The sequence below is a fragment of the Streptomyces sp. SID9727 genome, from assembly GCF_010550605.1.
Lineage (GTDB): Bacteria > Actinomycetota > Actinomycetes > Streptomycetales > Streptomycetaceae > Streptomyces.
Genome location: NZ_JAAGNI010000040.1, coordinates 22,196 through 44,723 on the forward strand (window position 1 = coordinate 22,196; position 22,528 = coordinate 44,723).

The window sequence follows — 22,528 nt, forward strand, 5'->3', positions numbered from 1 at the left end:
CCGCCGACGAGAGCACCGGACCCGTCAGCCTCACCGCCGCCTGTGGAGCCGAGGACAGCGGCTCGGCGACCGTGGCGGCCACGGTCGCCGTGGCGGTGGATGTACCGGCGACCGGTGAAATCGGCCGCCCGGTGCAGCCGGGGCCCGCGACGCTCACTGTCACCCTCTCGCGGGCGGATCTCGCGGGGCTGGTGCCGGAGGGCACCGAGGCGTTCGTGAGCCGGGCGGCGCTCACGGTGAAGATCGCCCAGGACGGGGAGTCCACGGAGGCTCCGTGGGAGTTGTACGCGCCGAGCACCCCTCTTCCCGCCGACGGTGACGTAGCCCTCGTCCACTCCGGTGAGGTCCCCTACGTCACGCTGGGATCCCCGGGTGATGTCGTCTTCTCCGTCAAGGAGTTGACGATCGAGCTGCGGTCCGCCACAGCGGAGTCCGAGAAGACCGCACCGCCTCTGACCAAGGTGACGTGTCGGCTGAAGGAGGGCGAGAACGGACACCTCGCGACCACGCGGGTGACCGACGGCAGCGGCACCGGCGCCGAGCCGTCGGGGACCCCCGAGACGTCCACCCCTCCAGGGGGTGGCTCCGGCCGGGCGGAGGAGAAGGACATCGCGGTGGAACCGGCGGCCGCCGAGGACGACGAGGACCCCGACTACTGTCCTGTGGATCCGCCGGTGGGGGAGATGGACGGGAGCGAGGCACCGCAGCCTCCGCCGGGCGATGCGCCACGTGTCGTGGAGAACGCGAATCCGCAGTTCGCCTGTGCCAACGTGGTGGGCCTGGCCAATGTCCAGAAGCTGAACGGAGCCATGATCATCAATGATCCGGCCCATCCAGCCCATCCTGCCCTCATCAGTGTGAAGCCGGCGGCGCGCATCACCATCCGAGGGTTCGACGCGGTGGGCGGGTACTACATCCGCTTCGATTCCCTCGCGGACATCGACCTTCCGGATGCCGATTCCACCTTTCTCGCCTTCGGCTTCCAGCCGGTGACGGCGAAGGTGTCCTTCGAGACCGGGCCGATGACCATCTCCTTTGGAAACGTCGGTAGTACGGTATTTTCCACGGCCTACTTCAAGCAGTCTCTCCGCCTCCACGACGTCGAAATCAACGGCACGCCACTCGATGTAGGAAACGACTGCAGGACAGAGAAGGCGTTCAAGGTGGTACTGAACGGCGGGGCAGCGTATACGAACGTCGGCGTGGGCGGCCGCTTGGACGGCGAGGTCACCATCCCGCCCTTCACCGGATGCGGCACGGGCGGCGAGAACCTGAATCCGCTGTTCACCGCTGCGATCTCGGGTCCGGGGAACCGGATCGTCATGGAACAGGCTTCGACCTGTGTTCCCACCAACCCCGAGGCTTCCTACTGCCCACCTCCTCCGGCGGAACTGCCCGGCACGGGGCCCAAGCCGTAGCCCACCGCCCGCCCGACGCACCCGAAGGGGCCACCTCCACCCAGGAGGTGGCCCCTTCGGGCGCCGGACGCGAGGACGGCTACCGCGCCGCCGAGTGCCAGTACTGCGACATGACCTTGCCCGCGTTCGGGGCGATGTCACCCGGGGCTGCCATCGCCGCCACGTCGGTCTGCGCGTTGTTCAGTGTGACGCTGTTCTTGCCCGCGGCCGACGGCAGGCCCGTCTTGAGGTTGACCGCCCAGTTCAGCGAGCCGAGCAGGCCGCAGCCGTTGGTCCCGGGGACCGCGTACGTCGTGTCGGTCTGGGTGGCGCCCTGGAGGCTGAGCCGGCTCATCGGGCCGTTCGGGTCCGGGGTTCCGTCACCGGCGAAGTTCTCGCTGGTGACGGCCGGCTGGGTCAGGTTCTGCGGCTTCAGCAGGATCGGGTCCGAGGCGGAGCCGATGTAGCACTTGTCGCCGAGGAGCGGGTTCTCCAGGTGGATGCGGACCGGGAGGGTGATGATCGGCTTGCCGGTGGTCGCGCCCGCCAGGAGCTGGAAGCCGGTCGGGGTGTTGACCGACTCGATGGTCGCCGTCACCCGGTTCAGCTTCACATCGGTGAGCGTGTTGCAGATGCCCGTGATCACGGGGACGTCGCTGGGGCACATCAGGCCGAGCAGGCCGCCCGGGACCTTCGCGGAGTCCGCGACGAGTGCTCCGTCCTTCGGGGAGACCACGGTCGAGACGGCGCCCGGGTGGTTGACCACGCCGATCTGGAGGTCGCTGGCGCCGAAGGGCACCACGGTGTTGCCCAGCTTGATGGAGCCGCTCGCCGAGTGCGAGGAGACGCAGATGGCGATGTCCGTCGCCCCGTCGGCCGCCAGCATGGCCGGGTCGTCCACCGGGCAGCGGCTGAAGGGCGCCCAGTCGCCGTTCAACGTGGTGGCGGCAGTGGCCGACCCGATCGAGGCGACGGCGGCGAGCGCGGTGAAGGAGGCCAGCAGCCCCACACGAACCCGGTTCGAGCCAGTTCTCATGTCTTCCCCTTTTTCGGATGGGAGGCGGCCGCCGCCGTGGCGGCCGGCTGAGTCCGGAGATGAACGGTGCAGAGTGGAATTGAGCACGGAACGCAGAATGCGGGTGCCGGGACCGCCTCGAAACGAGCCGGTACGAAATCCCATTCACCGATCCGTGAGGTTACTGGCGGGAAACACCGGTACACAATCCCGGCGTATGAGAATCTATGGAAGGGGCGTGCATCTCCGTCAGGGATGAGTACGAGATCCGGCCTTCTTGTCACTTCGTGCGCAGCCTCTCGCCCCTGCCGCAGCGACTCCGGCCGACCGGATATGCGGAATCTTGGCTGCCGTTTGTGTATCCGAACCGGTCCCGAGCGCTCCTCGATGTCCCGTGCGGCGTGCGGACCCGGCCGGCCGGCCCCGGAACTTGTCACCAGGAGACAGTTCTTCCGGTCGCTCTGCTCAGTAGATGCGAAAGAATCGCCCCCTTCGCACTCTCGCGCGAAAACTTGATGACCTGGTATTGCGGCCCAGGTTACCCACCCGTAGCGTCGCCTCCGTCAGCAACTCCTCCGGCGCGTCCGGAGATTGCTCACCCGTCGGCGGGGAGCCCGGACGCATATCCGGCCCCCTGGGCCGCGGGGTTCCGGCCTGCACCGACGGACGGCAGTGCGCAGTACTTCACAAGATCGGAACCGGAATTTGTCATCCGATGACAAGCGGTCCGGATCTTTGCGAACGGGCTGCTCAAGGGCTTGTCCTGGCGGTGCCGGTGAACTTAACGTGCGCCCCTCAGCGCATTTCTGTCACTTCGTGAGCGCACGCAGGAGGTGGGATGGGAATCGAAGTAGTGGTCGAAGGACTCACCAAGTCTTTCGGCAAGCAGAACATCTGGCAGGATGTGTCGCTCACGCTTCCCGCAGGCGAGGTCAGTGTCATGCTCGGCCCGTCCGGGACGGGGAAGACGGTGTTCCTCAAATCCATCATCGGCCTCCTCAAACCTGAGCGCGGGCGGGTTCTCGTCAATGGCGTCGACATGGTGAACGGCTCCGAGCGGGACATCATGGAGACGCGCAAGCTCTTCGGCCTCATGTTCCAGGACGGCGCCCTTTTCGGGTCGATGTCGCTTTTCGACAACATCGCGTTCCCGCTCCGGGAGCACACCCGCAAGAAGGAATCCGAGATCCGCCGCATCGTCATGGAGCGGATCGACGTCGTGGGCCTCCTGGGCGCGGAGAACAAGCTCCCCGGCGAGATATCCGGCGGTATGCGCAAGCGGGCCGGCCTCGCCCGCGCCCTCGTCCTGGACCCGCAGATCATCCTCTGCGACGAACCGGACTCCGGCCTCGACCCGGTCCGCACCGCGTACATCTCCCAGCTCCTCGTCGACCTCAACGCGCAGATCGACGCGACGATGCTCATCGTCACCCACAACCTCGACATCGCCTCCACCGTGCCGGACAACATGGGGATGCTGTTCTGCCGCAACCTCGTCACCTTCGGGCCGCGCGAGGTGCTGCTCACCAGCGACCTGCCCGTGGTCAACCAGTTCCTCGCCGGCCGCTGCGAGGGGCCCATCGGCATGTCCGAGGAGAAGGACGCCGCCACCCTCGCCGCCGAGGAGCTCAACGGCTACGGCCAGGGCATCAGCTCGGCCAACGCCCCGCGCACCGTCGTCCCCCAGCTGGAGCCCACGCCCGGCCTGCCGGTGCGCCAGGGCGCCCTGCGCCGCCGGGAGCGCGTCATGTCGATGCTCGGCGAGCTGCCGGAGGCCGCCCGCACCGCGATCCTCAACAGCTACAGCCCCGCCGTGGGCGGTGGACGCCGATGACCGCCCCCATGCCCGTACGGCCCCCCGGCGGACCGGAGCCGGTGGTGGACCGCGCCCCGGAGCCCGCGAAGGCGCCCGAGGCCCCGCGTCCCAGCAGGCTCGCCGCGCCGCTGCGCGAGACCGGGCGGCTGTTCGCGCTGGCCGGGACCGTGACCCGGGAGACCTTCCGACGGCCGTTCCAGGTGCGGGAGTTCATCGAGCAGTTCTGGTTCGTCGCCAGCGTGACCATCCTGCCCGCCGCCCTTGTGTCCATCCCGTTCGGCGCGGTCATCGCCCTCCAGGTCGGCTCCCTGACCCAGCAGCTCGGCGCCCAGTCCTTCACCGGCGGCGCCAGCGTCCTCGCCGTCATCCAGCAGGCCAGCCCCATCATCGTGGCGCTGCTGGTCTCCGGGGCCGCCGGGTCCGCGATCTGCGCCGACCTCGGCTCCCGCAAGATCCGCGAGGAGCTGGACGCCATGGAGGTCATGGGCGTCTCGCCCGTGCAGCGCCTGGTCGTCCCGCGCGTGCTCGCCACCATGCTCGTCGCCGTCCTGCTCAACGGCCTCGTGTCCGTCGTCGGCACCCTCGGCGGCTACTTCTTCAACGTGATCATGCAGCACGGCACCCCGGGCGCGTACCTCTCCAGCTTCTCCGCCCTCGCCCAGCTGCCCGACCTCTACGTCAGCGAGGTCAAGGCGCTGATCTTCGGCTTCATCGCGGGCCTCGTCGCCGCCTACCGCGGCCTCAACCCGCGCGGCGGCCCGAAGGGCGTGGGCGACGCGGTCAACCAGTCCGTCGTCATCACCTTCATGCTGCTGTTCTTCGTGAACATGGTCCTCACGGCGATCTACCTCCAGATCGTCCCCGCGAAGGGGAGCTGACCCATGTCAATGCTCGGTTGGCTCGACAGATCCGGTGACCAGCTCGCCTTCTACATCAGGGCACTGATCTGGATTCCGCGCACCCTGCGCCGCTACCTCAAGGAGGTGCAGCGCCTCCTGGCCGAGGTCGCCTTCGGCAGCGGCGGCCTCGGCGTCGTCGGCGGCACCATCGGCGTGATGATCGCGATGACCCTGGCCACCGGCACGGTCGTCGGACTCCAGGGGTACGCGGCCCTCAACCAGATCGGCACCGCCGCGTTCACCGGCTTCGTCTCCGCGTACTTCAACACCCGCGAGATCGCCCCGCTCGTCGCCGGACTCGCCCTCTCCGCGACCGTCGGCGCCGGCTTCACCGCGCAGCTCGGCGCCATGCGGATCAACGAGGAGGTCGACGGCCTCGAATCGATGGGCGTGCGCTCGATGCCCTATCTCGTCACCACGCGCATCATCGCCGGGGTCGTCGCGATCATCCCGCTGTACGCGATCGGGCTGCTCTCCTCGTACGTCGCGTCCCGCTACGTCACCGTCCTGTTCAACGGACAGTCGGCGGGCACGTACGACCACTACTTCAATCTCTTCCTGTCCCCGGCGGACGTGCTCCTGTCGGTGCTCAAGGTGCTGATCTTCAGCGTGATGGTGATCCTCGCCCACTGCTACTACGGCTTCCACGCCACCGGCGGACCCGCCGGGGTCGGGGTGGCCGTCGGCCGGTCCGTGCGGAACGCGATCGTGCTGATCAGCGTCACCGACTTCTTCCTCTCCCTCGCCATCTGGGGCGCCACGACGACGGTGAAGGTGGCCGGCTGATGACCTCACGCGCCGCCCGGGCCACCGCCCGGAGAACCGCCGGAGTCGCCCTCTTCCTCGTGCCCGCCGTCCTCATCTGGGTCTCGGTGTCGGTGTACGAGAAGGACTTCACGCACGACGCGACCGTCACCGTGCGCACGTCGAGCGTCGGCAACGAGATGCACGAGAACGCCGACGTGAAGCTGCGCGGCGTGGTCGTCGGCCAGGTCCGGAACATCTCGGCCGACGGCGACGGGGCCCGGCTCACCCTCGCGATCAAGCCCGACAAGCTGGACCGCATCCCGGCCGACGTGTCCGCCCAGATGCTGCCCACCACGCTCTTCGGGGAACGGTTCGTCGCCCTCGTACCGCCCCCCGTGCCCTCGACGAAGACCCTCGGCGCGGGCGACGTCATCCCGCAGGACCGGTCCAGCAACGCCATCGAGCTGGAAGAGGTCCTCGACAACGTCCTGCCGCTGCTCACCGCCGTGAAACCGGAGAAGCTGTCCGCCACCCTGAACGCGGTCTCCACCGCACTGGAGGGCCGGGGCGAGAAACTGGGCGACACGCTGGTGAAGCTCGACTCCCACCTCCAGCGGTTCAACCCGCAACTCCCCACGCTCAACGAGGACATCAAGGAACTCGTCAAGGTGAGCCGGCTCTACGCGGACTCCGCCCCCGACGTCCTCGACGCCCTCACCGACTTCACCACCACCAGCGGCACCCTCGCCGAACAGCAGGCGAACCTCGCGAACGTGTACGGGTCCACCACCGCGTCGGCCCGCGACGTCACCGCCTTCCTCCAGCGGAACAAGGACAACCTCATCCGGCTCGCCGCCAGCGGCAGGCCCACCCTGGAGACCCTGGCGAAGTACTCCTCGGAGTTCCCCTGCACCCTGCGCACCGTGGCCAACTTCGTCCCGGCCATGGACAAGGCGCTCGGCAAGGGCACCGACCAGCCCGGGCTGCACGTGACCCTCAAGACCGTGCCGTCCAAGGGGAAGTACGTCGCGGGCACGGACACCCCGGTCTACAACGCCACCGGCGGACCGCACTGCTACTCCATCCCCTACGTCGGCCAGACCGTGCCCACCGCCGACGCCAGGACCGCCGCCGACACCGACCGGGCGGACCCGGACCCGGCCACGCCGGTCGAGGTCCCCGCGGCCGACCCGTCGCTCGGCATGCCCAACTCGCCGCAGGAGAGCCGCCTCGTCAACGAGCTGGTCGCTCCCTCACTGAAAGTCCGGCCGCAGGCCCTGCCCGAGTGGAGCAGTGTGCTCATCGGCCCGGCCTTCCGCGGTGTGGAGGTGAAGCTCAAGTGAAGCGCCGCTCCCTCGCGGGACCGCTCGCGAAATCGATCGTGTTCATCGTGGTGACGAGCCTGGCCACCACGGTCCTGGCCCTCTCCATCGCCAACACCGGTGTGGGCGAGACCCGTTCGTACAAGGCCCGGTTCACCGACGCCACCGGACTCGTCGTCGGGGACAGCGTCCGCGTCGCCGGAGTCAAGGTCGGCCAGGTCGAGTCGGTCGAGGTCGCCGACCGCCGGGTCGCCGAGGTCCGCTTCAGCGTCCGCAGGAGCAAGAAGCTCCCGGCCTCCGTCACCGCGTCGATCAAGTACCTCAACATGGTCGGCCAGCGCTACATCGACCTGGACCAGGGCGCGGGCCCCGTCGGCGAGAGCTTCGCCCCGGGCGCCACCATCCCGCTGTCGCGCACCACCCCGGCGCTCGACCTCACCCAGCTCTTCAACGGCTTCCAGCCCCTCTTCGAAGGGCTCTCACCGCCCGACGTCAACGAGCTGGCCGGCTCCATCGTCCAGGTGCTCCAGGGCGAGGGCGGCACCGTCGACTCCATCCTCCAGCACGTCGGCTCGCTGACCGGCACGGTCGCCGCCAAGGACAAGGTGATCGGTGAGGTGATCAAGAACCTCAACTCGGTCCTGAAGACCGTCAACGACCGGGAAGCCGGCTTCAACGACCTGGTCGACACCCTCCAGGCCCTCGTCACCGGCTTCGCGGGCGACCGCAAACCCCTCGGCGAGGCCGTCACCGCGATGGGCGCCCTCACCACGGTCACCGCGGACCTCTTCGAGGACGGTCGCAAGCCCCTCAAGGACGACATCAAGCAGCTCGGCCGCCTCTCCGGGAACCTGGCCGACAACACCCCGAAGATCGAGAACTTCCTCCAGAAGACCCCGGCCAAGATGGAGGCCATCAGCCGCCTCACCTCGTACGGCTCCTGGCTCAACCTCTACCTCTGCGAGGCCAAGGTCAGCGGCGTGACGACGAGCGACGGCAGCACCCCGCCGACCGGCATCGAGATCACCCAGCCGAGGTGCCTGTCATGATCAAGCCGATACGCCACCGCAACCCCGTCGCCGTCGGAGTCGTGGGCCTGCTTCTCCTCGCCCTCCTCGGATTCGGGGCCTACCGGGCCGACTCGCTCCCCTTCATCGGCGGCGGCACCGCCTACAGCGCCGACTTCACCGAGTCCGCCGGGCTCGGCGAGGGCGACGAGGTCCGCATCGCCGGCGTCAAGGTCGGCAAGGTCACCGGTGTCTCCCTGGACGGCGCCAAGGTGAAGGTCACCTTCAAGGTCGAGGACGCCTGGATCGGCAACGCCAGCACCGTCGGCATCGCCATCAAGACGCTCCTCGGCGAGAAGTACCTCGCCGTCGACCCGCTCGGTGACTCCCCGCAGGACCCGGACGAGCGCATCACGGCCTCCCGCACCACATCCCCGTACGACGTCACGCAGGCGTTCAACGGACTGGGCGAGACCATCGGCGAGATCGACACCGAACAGCTCGCCAAGAGCTTCGAGACGATCTCCGCCACCTTCAAGGACTCCCCGCCCGACGTGAAGAGCGCCGCGAACGGGCTCTCCGCGCTCTCGAAGACCGTCTCCGAACGAGACGCCCAGCTGGCCACCCTGCTCAAGGGCAGCAAGCAGCTCACCAAGACCCTCGCCAACAAGAAGAGCGGCTTCGAGACCCTCCTGGACGACGGCAACCTGCTCCTCGGCGAGATCCAGGCCCGCCGCGACTCCATCCACCTGCTGCTCACCGGCACCCGCGACCTGGGCACCCAGCTCACCGGTCTCGTCTCCGACAACAACAAGCAGCTGAAGCCCACCCTCAAGGCGCTCGGCCGGGTCACCGCGGTGCTCAGGAAGAACCGCAAGAGCCTCGACCAGGTGCTCGCGCTCGCCGGCTCCTACAACCGGCTCGTCGGCAACACCCTCGGCAACGGCCGCTGGTTCGACAACTACGTCTGCGGGGTCGTTCCGAAGAACTACCTGCCCGCCAACACACCCCCGAAGACCGGCTGCATGCCGCCGAAGCAGGAAGGCGGGCACTGAGATGAGACTCACCCGCGTCATCGGCATCGGCGCCGGCCTCGTCGTCGTGGCCGTCGCCGCCACCTCCGGGGTCTCGGCCCTGGAGGAGCAGGGCGGCACCACCGTCACCGCCTACTTCGACCAGGTCACCGGCGTCTACGCCGGATCCGACCTGCGCATACTCGGCGTACGCGTCGGCCGCGTCGAATCCGTCGAACCGCGCGGCAAGGACGTCAAGGTCGTCCTGCGCATCGACAAGGGCGTCCGAGTCCCCGAGGACGCGCACGCCGTGGTCGTCGCCCCCAGCCTGGTGGCCGACCGGTACGTCCAGCTGGCCCCCGCCTACACCGGGGGAGCGGTCATGGAGGACGGCGCGCAACTGCTCGCCGCCAACAACGCCGTCCCGGTGGAGGTCGACCAGCTCTACGCGTCCATCACCGAACTGTCCACCGCGCTCGGCCCCGACGGGGCGAACGCCGAAGGGGCCTTCGCCGGGCTCCTGGACACCGGGGCCAAGAACCTCAAGGGCAACGGAAAGGACATCGGCGACTCCATCGAGCAGTTCGGCAAGGCGACCAAGACCCTGGACAAGTCGAGCGGCAACCTCTTCGACACGCTGTCCTACCTCCAGACCTTCACCACCATGCTGAAGGACAACGACGGAAACGTCCGGGCCGCCGAGGAACAGCTGAACTCCGTCACCGGCTTCCTCGCCGACGACAAGAAGAACCTCGGTGCCGCACTCAAGGAACTCGGCACCGCGCTCGGCCAGGTGAAGAGCTTCATCAAGGACAACCGGGGCGAGCTCAAGAAGAACGTGGACGCGCTCGTGCCGATCACCCAGGCTCTCGTCGACCAACGCGCCTCACTGGCCGAGTCGATGGACGTCCTGCCGCTCTCCGCGGGCAACGTCCTCAACGCCTATGACCCCGAGCACCGCACCCTCAACGGCCGGACCAACCTCAACGAACTCAGCATGGGCGGCCCGCTCCTCGAATCGAGCCTCGCCCTCCAAGGGCTCGCCCCGGTGGACGCCGAACAGCGGAAGGCCCTGCCCGCGCTGCCGCTCCCGGCCGTGGGCACGGTCTACGGCACGCCGGCGGACGCCGGGGGCGCCAAGGACGCCAAGGACACGAAGGACGCGAAGGGGGCGAACCGATGAACCGGAGACCGCGCAGACCCGCGGCCCTCGGCACCACGGGCGGGCCGGCACTCGTCGCGCTCGGCCTGTGCTGCACCCTCTTCGTCACCGGATGCGGAGCCCCGCACTTCTCCGGCATCGAGGACCTGCCGCTGCCGGGCGGGGCCGACCTCGGCGACCACCCGTACGAGATCACCGCGGACTTCGGTGACGTGCTCAGCCTCTCCCCGCAGTCCTCGGTCAAGGTCAACGACGTCGCCGTCGGCCGGGTCACCAAGATCTCGCTGGCGCCCGACGGCTGGCAGGCCCGGGTCACCATGGAGGTCAACGGGAAGATCGACCTGCCCGGCAACGCCTACGCCCACCTGGAGCAGTCCAGCCTGCTCGGCGAGAAGTACATCCAGCTCACGCCGCCCGCCAAGGGCAAGGAGCAGGGCACCCTCGCCGACGGCGACCGCATCCCGCTCACCCGTACCAACCGCAACCCCGAGGTCGAAGAGGTCTTCGGCGCCCTGTCCATGCTCCTCAACGGCGGCGGCGTCCAGCAGCTCAAGACCATCACCACCGAACTCAACAAGGCCCTGAGCGGGCAGGAACCCCAGGTCAAGTCCATGCTCCACCGGGTCGACAAGCTCGTCACCAACCTGGACGACCACCGCGGCGACATCACCGCCGCGCTCGACGGCGTCAACCGGCTGTCCAGCACCCTCGCCGGCCGCAAACAGCAGGTCGGTACCGTCCTCACCAAACTCAGCCCCGGCATGAAGGTCCTGGAGAAGCAGCGCGGCTCGCTCATGACGATGCTCCGCTCCCTGGACACCCTCTCCGGCGTCGCCGTCACCACCATCAACCGGAGCAAGGCGGACACCATCGCCGACCTCAAGGCCCTCGCCCCCACCCTGCGCGCCCTCGCCGACTCCGGGAACGATCTGCCCGACTCCCTCCAGGTGCTGCTCACCTACCCGTTCACCGACGAGGTGCTGCGCGGTGTGAAGGGCGACTACCTCAACGTGTACCTGGACCTGACGGCCGAGCCCGGCACCCAGATCATCCCCGCGTACGACCCCGACGCACAGACCCCGCCCGCTCCGGCCCAGGCGGTCGCCGGCGCCGGGCTGCCGCTGCCCCTCCCCGCCACCTCGGCACCGACGACGAGCCGGCCCACGGAATCGAAGGGGAGCAACTGATGATCACCCTCGCCACCCGGCTCAAGAACGTCGCCTTCCTCGTCATCTCCGTGCTGGTACTCGGCTACCTCGGGGTGCGCTACGCCGACCTCGGCCATTACGTCGGCATGCGCGACTACTACACCGTCAAGATGCAACTCCCGCGCACCGGGGGCCTCTTCACGCACTCCAACATCACCTACCGGGGGGTGTCGGTCGGCCGGGTCGGGGCCATCGAACTCACCGACGACGGCGTCGAGGCCGAGCTGCGGATCAACAAGTCCGCCCCGCGCATCCCCGACGGCCTCAAGGCGGTCGTGGCCAACCTCTCCGCCGTCGGCGAGCAGTACGTCGATCTGCGGCCGACCCGCACCGAGGGCCCCTACCTCGCGAACGGCTCGGTCATCGACGAGGCCGAGACCACCGTCCCGGCGCCCGTGACGAACGTGCTCACCAGCGTGAACGACCTCACCTCCTCGGTCGACCTGGAGTCCCTGCGCACCGTCGTGGACGAGTTCGGCACCGCGTTCAGCGGGCGCGGCGACGACCTCCAGGTCCTCCTGGACACCGGCAGCGAGTTCGTGGACGCCGCTGACGACGCCCTGCCCGTCAACACCAGGCTGATGAAGGACGGCAGGACCGTGCTGCGCACCCAGGTCGAACAGGGCGAGGCACTCAAGGGGTTCGCCTCCGGCGCGAAGGAACTGGCCGCCCAGCTCAAGGGGTCCGACACCGACCTGCGCAAGCTGATCGCCGCCGCCCCCGACGCGACGAACCAGATCAGCGGGCTCCTCCGGGACGTCGAACCCAGTTTCGGCGTCGTCGTCGCCAACCTCCTCACCACCTCCGACGTCGCCGTCACCCGCCAGCGCGGCCTGGAGGAACTGCTCGTGAAACTGCCCGCCGTCGCGGCGGCCGGGGCCAGCGCGGTGGACGAGGACGGCGCCCGGTTCGGCATGTCGGTCACCTTCTTCGAACCGCTGCCCTGTACCGCCGGGTACGAGGGCACGACCTACCGCAACGGCCTCGACCTCTCACCCGCCCCCGCCGTCAACACCAGAGCCCGCTGCGCCGCCTCGCCCGGCACCGGCATCGACGTCCGGGGCAGCGCCAACGCCCCGACGGGCGGCCCGCTGCCCGAACCGGCGAAGGCCGGCGCGCTGCTCGTCGGGGACGCCCGGCAGGACCGGCTGCCCGGTGCGCTCGGCGCGGCGACCGACACGGCACCGGGGGCCCAGGGCATGGCCGGGCTGCTCGGCCTGGGACAGGAGGACGGCGAGTGAACCCCCGTACGCGCAGCCTCGGCGGCTGGGCCGCCCTGCTGATCGCGGCCCTCGTCTGCGCCCTGGGCGGCTGGTCGTACGCCCAGGCGCGCGGCGACGACGACCTGGCCTACGCCAAGAGCCGGGACGCCGCCCTCTCGGACGGCCGGCAGGCGCTGGCCCGGCTCAACACGCTGGACGGCAAGGACGCGACGAGCGTGGACGCGGGCCTGGCCGACTGGCTGGAGTCCGCCACCGGCCCGTTGTACGACCAGCTGAAGCGGACCCGTAAGAAGGACGCCGCCGACCTCAAGGCGTCCGGCGCCACCGCGCGCGGCAAGGTCACCGACGCCGCGCTCACGGAGCTGGACGAGCGGACCGGCACCGCGCTGATGATCGCGACCGTCGACGTCGAGGTCACCCCGCGCGCGGGCAAGGCGGGCACCGAGCGCAAACGCTTCGAGGCCACGCTCGCCCGGACCGGGGACGGCTGGAAGATCAAGGCGCTCACGGCGCTCGGCATAGGGAGCGGCGCATGAACACGGACGTCGAGGAGAAGCCGGAGGCAGCCGTCGAGCCGCCGCAGGACACCGAGGACGCCGGCACCCGCCCGGCCCGCCGCTGGCCGCGTGTCCTCGCCGCGGTCCTCGTCGTCGCCCTGCTCGCCGCCGGCGCCGTGATGTACGTGGCGGGCAGGCAGCTGCGGGACACGCCCGCCACCGCCAACCTGGCGCTGACCGACAGCGCGGCGACCGCCCAGGTGGCCGGCGAGGTCACCCACGCCCTCGGCGCGGTCTTCTCGTACAGCCCCGAGGGCACCGCCGCCACCAAGGCGTCCGCGCAGAAGCTGCTCGCGGGCAAGGCGCTCCAGCAGTACGCGGCGCTGTTCGGCCAGGTCGAGAAGCAGTCCGCCGACCAGAAGCTCACCCTCACCACCCATGTCGTGCGCGCCGGGGTGACCAGGCTGACGCCCGACAGCGCCCATCTGCTCGTCTTCCTCGACCAGGTCTACGAGCGCAAGGGCAAGGCGGCGAGCAAGGCGGCCGCACAGCTCTCCGTCACGGCCCGACTGCGCGAAGGGCACTGGACGATCGTGGAGATCACCTCCCGGTAGCTCCGAGACGGCACCACCGCACCACCGAGCACGGACAGCACAGCACGGCGGGACCGCCGGCAGGGAGAGGCAGCGATGGCACGGGTAGCGATGACGAGGAATCCGCTGGTCGCGGCGGCGATCGTGCTGACGGTCGCGGCGGCCGGCGCCGCGGGCTGGGGCGGGGTGTCCCGGTACCAGGCGGCGCACGACAGCTCGGCCGCGTACGCCCAGACCCGCGACGAGGTGCTGGCGGCGGGGGAGCAGGCCGTGCAGAACATGAACACGCTCGACCACGCGCGGCTGGAGAAGGGGCTCGACAGCTGGGAGGACTCCACCACGGGAGACCTGCACCAGCAACTGGTCGAAGGGCGGGGCGGGTTCGAGAAGCAGATCCAGGAGGCGAAGACCGTCAGCACCGCCAAGGTGCTGGCCGGCGCGGTCACCGAGCTGGACGACCGGGCCGGGAAGGCAGGGGTCATGGTGGCGCTGCGCGTGACCGTGACCGCACCGAAGGGCAAGCCTGCGGTGAAGGAGAGCCGGATGCTCGGCCAGCTCACCCGCACCCCCGACGGGTGGAAGCTCAGCGCCCTCGGCCAGGCGCCCGTCGGCAACACCGCCGGCTGACACCCCCGCCCCGCACCGAGAGGAACCCCGACATGTCGACCACCCGTCACCTGGTCAACCGTCAGCGCCGCCTGGCCACGGTCGCGGCCGCCGAACGCACCGCGACGACCGCCCCGCCCCGCCCCCGCCCGGGGCGCGGCCCGGATCCGGAGAAGCCCGACGCCGTGCCGGACGAGGCGGTCGCGGAGGACGAGGAGAAGGGTGAGCCGGAGCCGGAGAAGGCCACCCCCCGGCGCCGCCCGCGCCTCAGCCTGCCCGCCGTCCTCTGTGTCCTCACCCTGCTCCTCGGCGCCGTCGCCGCCTGGGCGTTCACCTCGGCGGCGGGCCTGCGCGACGACCCCGGCCGGCAGAACACGGCCCTGACCGACATCAGCCGCACCAGCGAGGTCAAGGGCCAGATCACGGAGGCCGTCGGCGCGGTCTTCTCGTACGACTACGCCTCACCCACCAAGGCCGAGGCGGCGGTGACGAAGTACCTGACCGGCAAGGCGGTCCAGCAGCACGCGGACATGCTCGCCGAGGTCCGGGCGCAGGCGCCGAAGCAGAAGCTGGTCCTCACCACCACCGTCACCGACAGCGGCGTGGAGATGCTCGACGGCGACCGCGCCCGGCTGCTGATCTACGCCGACCAGCGCAACACCCGTACCGGCAAGTCCGAGGAGACCACGTACGCCGCCGCCATGTTCAGCGTGGACGCGGTCCGCAAGGGCGGCAGCTGGCGGATCTCCGCGATCGACACCTTCACCCGGTGATCCAGGCGACCCCCCAAGGAGAGCACGCATGAGGTTCAACGGCACCACGCGCCGCGGTCTCGGCAGCACCGCCGCGGCCGTCGCCGCGATGGCCGCGCTCACGGCGTCCCAGGCACCCCAGCTCGCCGCGCACGAGGCGGCCCCGAAGCACCGCCAGAAGACGGACGACGTTGTCTGGTCCGAGGTCCCCAACGACGACTCGTACCACACCGAACTCCCGCCGCTGAAGAGCCCGAAGCCGCCGAAGAAGGGCGAGAAGCAGAGCCCCGCGGCCAAGCGGACATGGGCCGAGGCGGGCATCCCGGCCACCGTGCTCGCCGCTTATCGCAAGGCCGAGGCGACGATCGGGCGCAGCGACCTCGGCTGCCGGCTGCCCTGGCAGTTACTGGCGGCGATCGGCAAGGTGGAGTCCGGGCACGCGGCCGGCGGCCGGGTCGACGAGAAGGGCACGACCGTCTCGCCGATCCTCGGCCCGGTCCTCAACGGGGCGGGGTTCGCCCATATCCCGGACAGCGACGGCGGCGCCTACGACGGGGACGCGACATACGACCGTGCGGTCGGCCCGATGCAGTTCATCCCCTCCACCTGGGCGCACTGGGGCCGGGACGGCAACGGCGACGGGCGCCGGGACCCGAACAACGTGTACGACGCGGCGCTCGCCGCCGGGGCCTACCTGTGCGCGGGAACGCGCGACCTTTCGGTCCCCTCCGACATGAACCGCGCGATCCTCAGCTACAACCACTCGGAAGCGTATCTGCGTACGGTGCTGTCCTGGCTGGAGTTCTACCGCAAGGGCATCCACCCGGTCACGGACGGCACGGGGCCCATCCCCAGGAGCCCCGGTGCCGGCAGTCCCCGCAAGCCCGAGCACCCCGTGGGCGGCTCGGGTGCCGACGACGACGGCGGCGGCGGAATCGAGGTCGGCCCGCAGCCCACCCCCAGCACCCGCCCGACCGCACCCGGCACCCACGACCCCGACCCGGGCACCACGCCCGACCCGGACCCGACGGACACCACCGGTCCCTCGCCCGACCCCACGGACACCGGCTCCGCCACCCCGGACCCGAGCACCACCCCCGACCCCGACCCGACCACGCCGAAGCCGGACCCGGGCTGCACGACCACTCCGGCGCCCGAGCCCACCGACACCACCGAGCCCACCGGCTCGCCCTCCCCTGGCCCCGCGACGAACGACGAACCCTGCACCACGCCCACCCTGCCGCCCACGGCGGACTGAAGGACTCAGCCGCCACCCGCCAGGACCTGGGCGAGGTCGTAGCGCACGACCTCCTCCAACTGCGCGTACGTGCAGCTGTCCGGCGTACGGTCGGGCCGCCAGCGGCGCCACTGGGCCGTGTGCCGGAAGCGGTCGCCCTCCATGTGGTCGTACGCCACCTCGCAGACCCGCTCCGGCCGCAGCGGCACCCAGGACATGTCCTTCTTCCCGGACCAGCGGCTCGGGGCGCCGGGCAGCCGGGCACCCGCGTGCGCCTCGGCCTCGGCCCAGGCACGCCACGGGTGGTCGTCGGCGTCGATCAGCAGGGGCTCCAGCTCGGCGACGAGCTCCGCCCGGCGCTTCATGGGGAAGGCCGCGCACACCCCGACGTGCTGGAGCGCGCCGCTGTCGTCGTACAGACCGAGCAGCAGCGAGCCGACGACCGGGCCGCTCTTGTGGAAGCGGTAGCCGGCCACCACGCAGTCGGCGGTGCGCTCGTGCTTGATCTTGTACATGGCCCGGACGTCCGGCCGGTACGGCGCGTCGAGCGGCTTCGCCACGACCCCGTCGAGCCCTGCCCCCTCGTACTGCTCGAACCATTCCCGGGCGCGGGCCGGATCGGTCGTGGACGGAGCCAGGTGGACCGGCGCCGACGCCCCGGCGAGCGCCGCCTCCAGGACCGTGCGCCGGTCGGCCTGCGGGGTGTCCAGGAGCGAGTCGTCGCCCAGCGCCAGCAGGTCGAAGGCGATCAGCGCGGCCGGGGTCCGCTCGGCCAGCAGCCGCACCCGCGATGCGGCGGGGTGGATGCGCTCGCTGAGCCGGTCGAAGTCGAGGCGGCCGTCGTACGCGACGACGATCTCGCCGTCCACCACACACCGCTCGGGCAGATTCTCCCGGACGGCGTCGACCACTTCGGGGAAGTAGCGGGTGAGCGGCTTGCCGGTCCGGCTGCCGATCACCACCTCGTCACCGTCCCGGTGCACGATCGCCCGGAAGCCGTCCCACTTGGCCTCGTACTGCATGCCCGGCGGGATCTTCTTCACCGACTTGGCGAGCATCGGCTTCACGGGTGGCATCACCGGCAGGTCCATGAACCGATTGTGAACGGTACAACGACCGGAGTCTCCCGATATGCGGCATAGGTGTGCCCGGCCTACCGTGGCCGACATGGCAGCAGCGGGCACAGCGGTGGAGCTGGACGCGGCCGGGCGGGCGGTCCGGCTGTCCCATCCGGACAAGGTCTACTTCCCGGCGAAGGGCTACACGAAGAGGGACGTCGCCGAGTACTTCCTCGCGGTCGGCCCCGGCATCCTGCGCGCCCTGCGCGACCGGCCCACCACCCTCCAGCGGTTCGTGGACGGCGTCGAGGGCGAGTTCTTCTACCAGAAGCGCGCCCCCAAGAACCTCCCCGACTGGATCCCGACCACCGAGATCGCCTTCCCGAGCGGGCGGTCCGCCCGGGAGATGTGCCCCACCGAGGTGGCCGCCGTCCTCTGGGCAGCCAACCTCGGCACCCTGACCTTCCACCCCTGGCCGGTCCGGGGCGGGGACACCGACCACCCCGACGAACTGCGCATCGACCTCGACCCGCAGCCCGGCACCGGTTATGCCGACGCGGTCCGCGCCGCCCACGAGCTGCGCGGCGTCCTGGAGGAGCACGGGCTGCGCGGCTGGCCCAAGACGTCCGGCGGGCGCGGCATCCACGTGTTCGTGCCCATCGAGCCGCGCTGGACGTTCACCGAGGTGAGGCGCGCCGCCATCGCGGTCGGACGCGAGCTGGAGAGCCGGATGCCGGACCGGGTGACCACCGCCTGGTGGAAGGAGGAGCGCGGCGAGCGGATCTTCGTCGACTACAACCAGACCGCCCGCGACCGCACCATCGCCTCCGCCTACTCTGTCCGGCCCTTCCCGCACGCCCCGGTCTCCGCCCCGCTGCGCTGGGAGGAGCTGGACGACGCCGAACCCCGCGACTTCGACCTCCGCACCATGCCCGTGCGGTACGCGGAACACGGCGACGTGCACGCCGGCATGGACCAGGAGGCGTTCCGCCTGGACTCCCTGCTCGAACTCGCCGACCGGCACGCGAGCGACGGCGGGCCCGGCGACCTGCCCTACCCGCCCGAGTACCCGAAGATGCCCGGGGAGCCGAAGCGCGTGCAGCCGAGCCGCGCCCGCCGTGACAAGGGCGACGAGGCATGAGCGAGCCGGAAGCCGGCGCGGAGCACGGGGCGCACGGCCGGCCGCTGACCCGGAGCCAGAAGTGGCAGGGCTTCAAGGAGTCCCCGTACTTCCCGGCGATCGTCCTGCTGTTCATCCTCTCGGCCGCCGCCGGGCTCTTCGCCGGCTCCTACACCTACGCCATGGCCAACCCGACCCCGCACAGCGTCCCCACCGCCGTGGTCAGCGAGCCGGACACCTCGCGCGGCCGCGAGTTCGTCGCCGGCATGGACAAGGCCCTCGACGCCTCTCTGGTCATCCGCGTCTATCCGACGGCGGCCGCCGCGCGCGAGGCCCTGGAGGAGCAGAAGGTCTTCGCCATCGTGCGGTCGGGCCCCCGGGGCGTGTCCCTGGACGTGGCCGCGGCCTCCGGGGCGGCCGTCGCCCAGCTGCTCGCCGAGTCCGCCGTGAAGGTGGGCGACGCGCTGAACATCCCGGTGGCCGTGCGGGACGTCAAGCCGCTCCAGAAGGGGGACCCGCGCGGCCTCGCGCTCTTCTACATCTCCCTCGCGGCGGTGATCGTCGGCTTCGTGGGCGCCATCCAGCTCAGCGTGCACGCCCGGGCGCTGGTCCCGGTGGAACGGATCGGCTTCACGATCCTCTACTCGCTCCTGGGGGCCTTCGCCATCGCCGCCGTGGTCGACTGGCTGCTCGGGGCGGTGGACCTGCCCTTCGTCGAGTCCTGGCTGATCCTCGCGTTCACGATGTTCACCTCGGGCATGGTCTTCACCATGTTCAACACCCTGATCGGCCGCTGGGCGATGCTGCCGACCTGGGGCGTCATGGTGCTCCTGGGCAACCCGTCCTCAGGCGGAGCCGTCTCCTGGCCGCTGCTGCCCTCGCTCCTCGGGCACATCGGACGCTGGCTGCCCCCCGGCGCCTCGGTCAACGCCCAGCACACCGCCGTCTACTACCAGGGCCACCAGCGCCTCTTCCCCTACCTGGTCCTCGCGGCCTGGGCACTCGTCTCGTGCACGGTCTTCTGGGTGTGGCGCCACCGCCACCCCGGCGGGCGCGCGCACATGCCGCAGCACGCGGCGACGGTCACCTGATCAGGTAGGCGTATTTCGCGACTCGCCCACCCGGCTTGACGGCCCGGAGGCGGACTTCTCCTTACTGTGGGTAAGCGATTTTCCGGGATGCGTGACGACCCGTCGCCATATCCTCGGCAGCACCCGTCAGCAGTGGGGAGTTCGACATGGACCGCAGAAGTTTCAGCCGGCGGATGCTGATGGGCGGCGGAGTCGCGGCGGCCGCGGGGGTGACATCGTTGTCCCTTCCGGCGCCCACCGCTGCCGCCCTGCCCCACCGGCTCCGCCGGGCGCCCGCCGGGGGAGTGGTCCGGCACATCCGCATGTACGCGGAGAAGCTGCCGGACGGCCGGATGGGCTACGGGCTGGAGAAGGGCAGGGCCACCGTGCCCGGACCGCTCATCGAGCTCAACGAGGGCGACACCCTGCACATCGAGTTCGTCAACACCCTCGACGTGCCGGCCGGGCTCCACGCGCACGGCGTCGACTACGACATCGCCAGCGACGGCACCCGGATGAACCACAGCACCGTCGGACCCGGCGCCACCCGCACGTACACCTGGCGCACCCACACCCCCGGCCTGCGCCGCGACGGCACCTGGCAGCCCGGCAGCGCGGGCTACTGGCACTACCACGACCACGCCGTCGGCTCCGACCACGGCACCGGCGGCATCCGCGAAGGGCTCTACGGACCGCTGGTCGTCCGGCGCCGGGGCGACGTCCTGCCGGACAGGACGATCACGATCGTCTTCAACGGCATGTCGATCAACAACACCCCGGCCGGTGAGAGCCCGGACTTCACGGCGACACTAGGGGACCGGCTCGAAGTCGTCATGATCACGCACGGCGACTTCTACCACACCTTCCACATGCACGGTCACCGCTGGGCGGACAACCGTACGGGCATGCTCACCGGGCCCGACGACCCGAGCCGGGTGGTCGACACGAAGATCGTCGGCCCGGCGGACTCCTTCGGCTTCCAGGTGGTCGCGGGCGAACACGTGGGTGCCGGCGCCTGGATGTACCACTGCCACGTGCAGAGCCACGCCGACCGGGGGATGGGCGGCATGCTCCTCGTCGCCGACCGGGACGGGACCATTCCCGGACACGACGGGTAGCCCTTCAGCCGCCCGTCGGCGCGCCGAGGCGCCGCTGCTCCTCCTCGACGATCCTGCGGGCCAGCTCGCCCTCCGAAACGTCCACCGCGTCCGGCGTCGTCTCGGCGACATCGCTGCGCCGCGCGTACGCGTCGAACAGGCGCTCCTTGCGGGCCACGATGTCCAGCATCCGCTGGTCGATGCTGTCCGCGGCGAGCAGCCGGTGCACCCGCACCGTCCGTATCTGGCCCATCCGGTGCACCCGCGCCACGGCCTGGTGCTCCGTCGTCGGCTTGATCTGCGGTTCGCAGAGGATGACGACGGACGCGGCCTGCATGTTCAGCCCGACGCCGCCCGCCTGGATCTGGCTCAGCAGCACCGCGTGACCGTCCGCCGCCGCGAACGCGTCGACCAGCTCCTGGCGCCGGGCCGCCGCCACGCTCCCCGACAGCGGGCCGTACACCCCGTCACCGAGCGCCCCGCGCACCGTGTCCAGGACCTCGCGGAAGTACGAGAACACCACGACCTTCAGCCCGTTGCCCGCCGCCTCCGCGACGAGTTCGCGCAGCCGGTTCAGCTTGGCGGAGGTCTCGGGCCGGGCGTACGCCGCCCGGCGCATCCGCATGAAGTGCCCGGCGGCCACCGCCTCCCGGTACGCCAGCAGGTCGCCCTCGCCGAACTCCTCCCACTCGTCCACCTGGACCACGGCGGGCAGTTCGGCGAGGACGTCCCGCTGGTTGCGCCGCAGATACGCGGGGGCCACGGCGCGGCGGAACGCCCGCGAGCCCGCCGCGCCGTGGCCGGCGCCGACCGCGGGGACCAGCTCGGGCCGGAGCTGGCGGACGAGGCTGCGGAACTCCTCCACCCGGTTCTCCATCGGGGTGCCGGTCAGGAACAGCACCCGGTCCGTGCGGCCCGACCACCCGGAGACCGCGCGCGAACGGCGGGTCTCCGGGTTTTTCACGTAGTGCGCCTCGTCCACCACGAGCATCCCGGGCCGCACCCCGCTCTCCGCCGCGTCCGGCAGGGCGTGCAGCGCGTCGAAGGTGGTCAGCGCGACCCCGCCGGACTCCCGCCACTCCGCGAACGCCTCGCGCCGCTCGGGCCCGTGCACCGGTACCGCGCGCAGGGTGGACCTGGCCCGGACCTCCCGCGTCCAGTTGATGAGGACGCTCGCCGGGCACACCACCAGGAAGTGCGTCTCCCCGTGCGCCGCGAGGTGTGCCAGGGCCGCGATGGCCTGGACGGTCTTGCCGAGCCCCATCTCGTCGCCGAGGATCACCCGCTTCTGGACGAGTGCGAACCGGGCACCGAACGACTGGTAGCCGCGCAGGGAGACCCGCAGCCGGGCGTCGTCCAGCCGCAGTCCGCGCACCCGGCCGGCCATCCCCGACGGCAGGAACCCCTCGGCCGCGTCCCGGTCGGGCCCCGAGCCGGAGAGCTCCGCGAGCAGGCTGTAGTACTCGGCGGACCGCAGCTCGAAGTCGACCCAGGCGGCGGCCGGGGACCCCGGCTCCCGCAGCAGATCGGCCGACACCTGGGCGAACAGCGGCGGCAACCCCCGCTCCGCCGCGTCGGCGACGGCCGCCCGGACCCCGGTCACGGCCTCCCGCACCCCCGCCCGCGACCGCCGTCCGGCGAACAGCAGCCGCAGCCGCCCCCGTGCCGGACCGGCCGCCGCCAGCAGCG

General features: G+C 70.7%; 21 protein-coding genes. 18 read left to right on the forward strand and 3 right to left on the reverse strand.

The window, feature by feature from the left end:
- Positions 1-71: 71 nt before the first annotated feature.
- Positions 72-1,418: a DUF6801 domain-containing protein gene (locus tag G3I41_RS02185; RefSeq protein ID WP_343242040.1), complete on the forward strand. Its 1,347-nt coding sequence runs from the start codon at positions 72-74 to the stop codon at positions 1,416-1,418.
- Between the two features lie 79 nt (positions 1,419-1,497).
- Here G3I41_RS02185 and G3I41_RS02190 read toward each other — a convergent pair whose 3' ends face one another.
- On the reverse strand, positions 1,498-2,433 hold the full coding sequence (locus G3I41_RS02190) for a hypothetical protein (protein WP_203600022.1): 936 nt from the start codon (positions 2,431-2,433) through the stop codon (positions 1,498-1,500).
- 817 nt (positions 2,434-3,250) lie between these two features.
- On the opposite strand from G3I41_RS02190, the gene G3I41_RS02195 reads away from it, so the two are divergent.
- The 14 genes from G3I41_RS02195 to G3I41_RS02260 all read left to right on the forward strand — a co-directional run bounded on the left by G3I41_RS02195 (position 3,251) and on the right by G3I41_RS02260 (position 16,515).
- A complete protein-coding gene (locus G3I41_RS02195; protein ID WP_164398591.1) occupies positions 3,251-4,246 on the forward strand; it encodes an ATP-binding cassette domain-containing protein in 996 nt (331 codons plus the stop codon).
- Positions 4,243-5,106: an ABC transporter permease gene (locus G3I41_RS02200; RefSeq protein WP_164398592.1), complete on the forward strand. Its 864-nt coding sequence runs from the start codon at positions 4,243-4,245 to the stop codon at positions 5,104-5,106. Before G3I41_RS02195 ends, G3I41_RS02200 begins: the two co-directional genes overlap by 4 nt.
- 3 nt (positions 5,107-5,109) lie before the next feature.
- A complete protein-coding gene (locus G3I41_RS02205) occupies positions 5,110-5,913 on the forward strand; it encodes an ABC transporter permease (RefSeq protein WP_164398593.1) in 804 nt (267 codons plus the stop codon).
- Positions 5,913-7,217 (forward strand): MCE family protein, encoded by a 1,305-nt coding sequence (locus G3I41_RS02210; RefSeq protein WP_164398594.1) that lies wholly within the window; start codon positions 5,913-5,915, stop codon positions 7,215-7,217. Before G3I41_RS02205 ends, G3I41_RS02210 begins: the two co-directional genes overlap by 1 nt.
- A complete protein-coding gene (locus tag G3I41_RS02215) occupies positions 7,214-8,245 on the forward strand; it encodes an MCE family protein (RefSeq protein ID WP_164398595.1) in 1,032 nt (343 codons plus the stop codon). The genes G3I41_RS02210 and G3I41_RS02215 overlap by 4 nt, the downstream gene beginning before the upstream one ends.
- Positions 8,242-9,258 carry an MCE family protein gene (locus G3I41_RS02220; RefSeq protein ID WP_164398596.1) on the forward strand — a complete coding sequence of 339 codons (1,017 nt, stop codon included), beginning with the start codon at positions 8,242-8,244 and terminating at the stop codon, positions 9,256-9,258. The genes G3I41_RS02215 and G3I41_RS02220 overlap by 4 nt, the downstream gene beginning before the upstream one ends.
- Before the next feature lies 1 nt (position 9,259).
- A complete protein-coding gene (locus G3I41_RS02225) occupies positions 9,260-10,399 on the forward strand; it encodes an MCE family protein (RefSeq protein WP_164398597.1) in 1,140 nt (379 codons plus the stop codon).
- A complete protein-coding gene (locus G3I41_RS02230) occupies positions 10,396-11,565 on the forward strand; it encodes an MCE family protein (protein WP_164398598.1) in 1,170 nt (389 codons plus the stop codon). Before G3I41_RS02225 ends, G3I41_RS02230 begins: the two co-directional genes overlap by 4 nt.
- Positions 11,565-12,827 (forward strand): MlaD family protein, encoded by a 1,263-nt coding sequence (locus G3I41_RS02235; RefSeq protein ID WP_164398599.1) that lies wholly within the window; start codon positions 11,565-11,567, stop codon positions 12,825-12,827. The genes G3I41_RS02230 and G3I41_RS02235 overlap by 1 nt, the downstream gene beginning before the upstream one ends.
- The gene (locus G3I41_RS02240; RefSeq protein WP_164398600.1) at positions 12,824-13,345 is read left to right on the forward strand and encodes a hypothetical protein; all 522 of its coding nucleotides are present in this window, start codon (positions 12,824-12,826) and stop codon (positions 13,343-13,345) included. Before G3I41_RS02235 ends, G3I41_RS02240 begins: the two co-directional genes overlap by 4 nt.
- Positions 13,342-13,920 carry a hypothetical protein gene (locus G3I41_RS02245; protein ID WP_164398601.1) on the forward strand — a complete coding sequence of 193 codons (579 nt, stop codon included), beginning with the start codon at positions 13,342-13,344 and terminating at the stop codon, positions 13,918-13,920. The genes G3I41_RS02240 and G3I41_RS02245 overlap by 4 nt, the downstream gene beginning before the upstream one ends.
- A 75-nt stretch (positions 13,921-13,995) precedes the next feature.
- Positions 13,996-14,526: a hypothetical protein gene (locus tag G3I41_RS02250; RefSeq protein WP_164398602.1), complete on the forward strand. Its 531-nt coding sequence runs from the start codon at positions 13,996-13,998 to the stop codon at positions 14,524-14,526.
- Positions 14,527-14,558: 32 nt separating this feature from the next.
- Positions 14,559-15,278: a nuclear transport factor 2 family protein gene (locus tag G3I41_RS02255; protein ID WP_164398603.1), complete on the forward strand. Its 720-nt coding sequence runs from the start codon at positions 14,559-14,561 to the stop codon at positions 15,276-15,278.
- Positions 15,279-15,306: 28 nt separating this feature from the next.
- Positions 15,307-16,515 (forward strand): lytic transglycosylase domain-containing protein, encoded by a 1,209-nt coding sequence (locus tag G3I41_RS02260; RefSeq protein WP_164398604.1) that lies wholly within the window; start codon positions 15,307-15,309, stop codon positions 16,513-16,515.
- A gap of 5 nt (positions 16,516-16,520) precedes the next feature.
- Here G3I41_RS02260 and G3I41_RS02265 read toward each other — a convergent pair whose 3' ends face one another.
- On the reverse strand, positions 16,521-17,585 hold the full coding sequence (locus tag G3I41_RS02265; RefSeq protein ID WP_164398605.1) for an ATP-dependent DNA ligase: 1,065 nt from the start codon (positions 17,583-17,585) through the stop codon (positions 16,521-16,523).
- 97 nt (positions 17,586-17,682) lie between these two features.
- On the opposite strand from G3I41_RS02265, the gene ligD reads away from it, so the two are divergent.
- From ligD to G3I41_RS02280, 3 genes are all read left to right on the forward strand, one after another.
- Positions 17,683-18,693: a non-homologous end-joining DNA ligase gene (gene ligD / locus G3I41_RS02270; RefSeq protein WP_164398613.1), complete on the forward strand. Its 1,011-nt coding sequence runs from the start codon at positions 17,683-17,685 to the stop codon at positions 18,691-18,693.
- Positions 18,690-19,763 (forward strand): ABC transporter permease, encoded by a 1,074-nt coding sequence (locus G3I41_RS02275; RefSeq protein ID WP_164398606.1) that lies wholly within the window; start codon positions 18,690-18,692, stop codon positions 19,761-19,763. Before ligD ends, G3I41_RS02275 begins: the two co-directional genes overlap by 4 nt.
- Before the next feature lie 146 nt (positions 19,764-19,909).
- On the forward strand, positions 19,910-20,860 hold the full coding sequence (locus G3I41_RS02280) for a multicopper oxidase domain-containing protein (RefSeq protein ID WP_164398607.1): 951 nt from the start codon (positions 19,910-19,912) through the stop codon (positions 20,858-20,860).
- Positions 20,861-20,864: 4 nt separating this feature from the next.
- On the opposite strand, the gene G3I41_RS02285 is transcribed toward G3I41_RS02280, so the two are convergent.
- Positions 20,865-22,528 (reverse strand): DEAD/DEAH box helicase (locus G3I41_RS02285; protein WP_164398608.1); only part of this gene is annotated, 1,664 nt, incomplete at its 5' end.

Bases quoted from the DNA above. Each gene is read 5' to 3' on its own strand.
- G3I41_RS02190 (WP_203600022.1), bottom strand. From the start codon at position 2,433: ATGAGAACTGGCTCGAACCGGGTTCGTGTGGGGCTGCTGGCCTCCTTC.
- G3I41_RS02195 (WP_164398591.1), top strand. From the start codon at position 3,251: ATGGGAATCGAAGTAGTGGTCGAAGGACTCACCAAGTCTTTCGGCAAG.
- G3I41_RS02200 (WP_164398592.1), top strand. From the start codon at position 4,243: ATGACCGCCCCCATGCCCGTACGGCCCCCCGGCGGACCGGAGCCGGTG.
- G3I41_RS02205 (WP_164398593.1), top strand. From the start codon at position 5,110: ATGTCAATGCTCGGTTGGCTCGACAGATCCGGTGACCAGCTCGCCTTC.
- G3I41_RS02210 (WP_164398594.1), top strand. From the start codon at position 5,913: ATGACCTCACGCGCCGCCCGGGCCACCGCCCGGAGAACCGCCGGAGTC.
- G3I41_RS02220 (WP_164398596.1), top strand. From the start codon at position 8,242: ATGATCAAGCCGATACGCCACCGCAACCCCGTCGCCGTCGGAGTCGTG.
- G3I41_RS02225 (WP_164398597.1), top strand. From the start codon at position 9,260: ATGAGACTCACCCGCGTCATCGGCATCGGCGCCGGCCTCGTCGTCGTG.
- G3I41_RS02230 (WP_164398598.1), top strand. From the start codon at position 10,396: ATGAACCGGAGACCGCGCAGACCCGCGGCCCTCGGCACCACGGGCGGG.
- G3I41_RS02235 (WP_164398599.1), top strand. From the start codon at position 11,565: ATGATCACCCTCGCCACCCGGCTCAAGAACGTCGCCTTCCTCGTCATC.
- G3I41_RS02245 (WP_164398601.1), top strand. From the start codon at position 13,342: ATGAACACGGACGTCGAGGAGAAGCCGGAGGCAGCCGTCGAGCCGCCG.
- G3I41_RS02250 (WP_164398602.1), top strand. From the start codon at position 13,996: ATGGCACGGGTAGCGATGACGAGGAATCCGCTGGTCGCGGCGGCGATC.
- G3I41_RS02255 (WP_164398603.1), top strand. From the start codon at position 14,559: ATGTCGACCACCCGTCACCTGGTCAACCGTCAGCGCCGCCTGGCCACG.
- G3I41_RS02260 (WP_164398604.1), top strand. From the start codon at position 15,307: ATGAGGTTCAACGGCACCACGCGCCGCGGTCTCGGCAGCACCGCCGCG.
- G3I41_RS02265 (WP_164398605.1), bottom strand. From the start codon at position 17,585: ATGGACCTGCCGGTGATGCCACCCGTGAAGCCGATGCTCGCCAAGTCG.
- G3I41_RS02275 (WP_164398606.1), top strand. From the start codon at position 18,690: ATGAGCGAGCCGGAAGCCGGCGCGGAGCACGGGGCGCACGGCCGGCCG.
- G3I41_RS02280 (WP_164398607.1), top strand. From the start codon at position 19,910: ATGGACCGCAGAAGTTTCAGCCGGCGGATGCTGATGGGCGGCGGAGTC.